This is a genomic window from Polaromonas jejuensis NBRC 106434, from assembly GCF_001598235.1.
In the GTDB taxonomy this organism is placed as follows: domain Bacteria; phylum Pseudomonadota; class Gammaproteobacteria; order Burkholderiales; family Burkholderiaceae_C; genus Polaromonas; species Polaromonas jejuensis.
In genome coordinates this window covers 1-2,291 of sequence record NZ_BCYO01000064.1, presented here as the reverse complement: position 1 = coordinate 2,291, position 2,291 = coordinate 1, and the positions used below count along the sequence as shown (strand labels likewise).

Below are 2,291 nucleotides of genomic sequence, written 5' to 3'. Positions count from 1 at the left end.
GGCCTGACCGAGCCCAACCACGGCTCCGACCCTGGCAGCATGATCACGCGCGCCAAGAAAGTGGCCGGCGGCTACTCGATCACCGGCGCCAAGATGTGGATCACCAACAGCCCGATCGCCGACGTATTCGTCGTGTGGGCCAAGGACGACGAAGGCGCGATCCGCGGCTTCATCCTGGAAAAAGGCTGGAAGGGCTTGAGCGCGCCCGCCATCCACGGCAAGGTGGGCCTGCGTGCTTCGATCACTGGCGAAATCGTGATGGACGAGGTGTTCGTGCCTGAGGAAAACGCCTTCCCCGACGTGCGTGGCCTCAAGGGCCCCTTCACCTGCCTGAACAGCGCGCGCTACGGCATCGCCTGGGGCGCCTTGGGTGCGGCCGAAGACTGCTTCCAGCGCGCGCGCCAGTACGTGCTGGACCGCCACCAGTTCGGCCGCCCCTTGGCTGCCAACCAACTGATCCAGAAAAAGCTTGCCGACATGCTGACCGACATCAGCCTGGGCCTGCAGGGATGCCTGCAGTTGGGCCGCATGAAGGATGCCGGCACCGCCTCGGTTGAAGTCACCTCCATCCTCAAGCGCAACAGCTGCGGCAAGGCGCTGGACATTGCCCGCGTGGCGCGGGACATGATGGGCGGCAACGGCATCAGCGACGAGTTTGGCGTGGCCCGGCACCTGGTCAACCTGGAGGTGGTCAACACCTACGAGGGCACGCATGACGTGCATGCCCTGATTCTCGGTCGCGCCATCACCGGCATCGCCGCTTTCTCCTGACACCGGCTTGAACTTGAACTGAGGCATTCCAAATGGAGCATTCGCATACCCATGCACCCGAGATCGCTAGCGATGTCGGCGCAACACCGTGCCCTTTGGCAGGCGTGCGCGTACTCGACCTGTCGCGCGTGCTGGCCGGCCCATGGGCTGGCCAGATGCTGGCCGATTACGGTGCGGATGTCATCAAGGTCGAGCGCCCCGGAACGGGTGATGACACCCGCACCTGGGGGCCGCCTTGGTGGGGTGAAGGCGAGCAGCGGGTCGCGGCCTATTTCGTCTGCGCCAACCGGGGCAAGCGCTCGGTGGCCATCGATATCGCCAGCCCGCAAGGCATTGAGCAGGTGCGAGCGTTGGCTCTGGATGCCGATGTGCTGATCGAGAACTACAAGGTGGGGCAACTGGCCAAGTACGGACTGGATGCCGCCAGTCTGCGCGCCCTCAACCCGCGGCTGATCTACTGCTCGATCACCGGTTACGGACAAAATGGCCCCTTGTCACATAAGGCCGGCTACGATTTTGCGATTCAGGCCGAAGCCGGACTGATGAGCGTCACCGGTGACAAGGGCGCTGAGCCCCAAAAGGTGGGAGTGGCCGTGACCGACCTGATGACCGGCGTCTACGCGACCACGGCCATTCTGGCTGCGTTGTATGAAAGACAGCAGACGGGGCGCGGTCGCACCATTGACGCTTCACTGTTCGATGTGCAGGTCGCCATGCTGGCGAACCAGGGGAGTAACCAGCTCATAGGGCACACGACGCCAACCCGCATGGGCAATGCTCACCCAAACATCGTTCCTTACCAGGTATTTCCCACACGCGATGGCCACATGGTGCTGGCGGTAGGAAACGACGGCCAGTTTGCCCGTTTTTGCGAGGCGGTCGGCCAGCCCGCTGTTGCGGGCGACCTGCGCTATAGCACCAATCCGGCAAGGGTTGAAAACCGCCAATCGCTGGTGCCCATGATTACCGAGTGGGCGCTGCAGCGCGACACGGCCGAGTGGGTTAGTTTGCTGGACCAGTCTGCCGTCCCTTGCTCACCGATTCTGGACATTACCCAAGTCATGGCGCATCCCCATGTGGCCGCGCGTGGCATGAAGCTGGATTCGAGTAGTACAAGCGTTCCACCTATGGTGGCCAATCCAATGCTGATGGATGGCGTTCGTCCAACGGCGGACTTGCCGCCTCCCGAATTGGGTGCCGATCGGCCAGTTTGGGAAAGTGCCAAGTGAAGTTATCGGAGCCGACGCCCATGGGGCAAAGCGGCCTTGGCGATTTGAGATATACCGTGGTTTGGGTGATTCGTTGATGAAAATTCTCGTCCCCGTCAAATGCGTGGGCGACCAGGTGCTGTTTGCGGCGCGCGGCCTCACGGACTGAGGCGCCTGCAGGCAGCACTTCTGCCATTCATTTGCTATTTATTTGATAGCATCTTGCGGTTATGGTGATTGGCTTGAGAGCACTTTTTGCTTAAAAATCTGGTCAAGCAGCCCGCTACCGCCTTTTTTCAAACCCAGGAGACC

2 protein-coding genes are annotated in these 2,291 nt (G+C 61.7%); both read left to right on the top strand.

Annotated elements, in window-relative coordinates; all coding sequences use genetic code 11:
• Positions 1-771, top strand: a 771-nt coding sequence (locus PJE01S_RS24065) for an acyl-CoA dehydrogenase family protein (protein WP_174548581.1), incomplete at its 5' end; no start/stop codon positions are given.
• 32 nt (positions 772-803) lie between these two features.
• The gene (locus tag PJE01S_RS24060; protein ID WP_068836238.1) at positions 804-2,000 is read left to right on the top strand and encodes a CaiB/BaiF CoA transferase family protein; all 1,197 of its coding nucleotides are present in this window, start codon (positions 804-806) and stop codon (positions 1,998-2,000) included.
• Positions 2,001-2,291 lie beyond the last annotated feature (291 nt).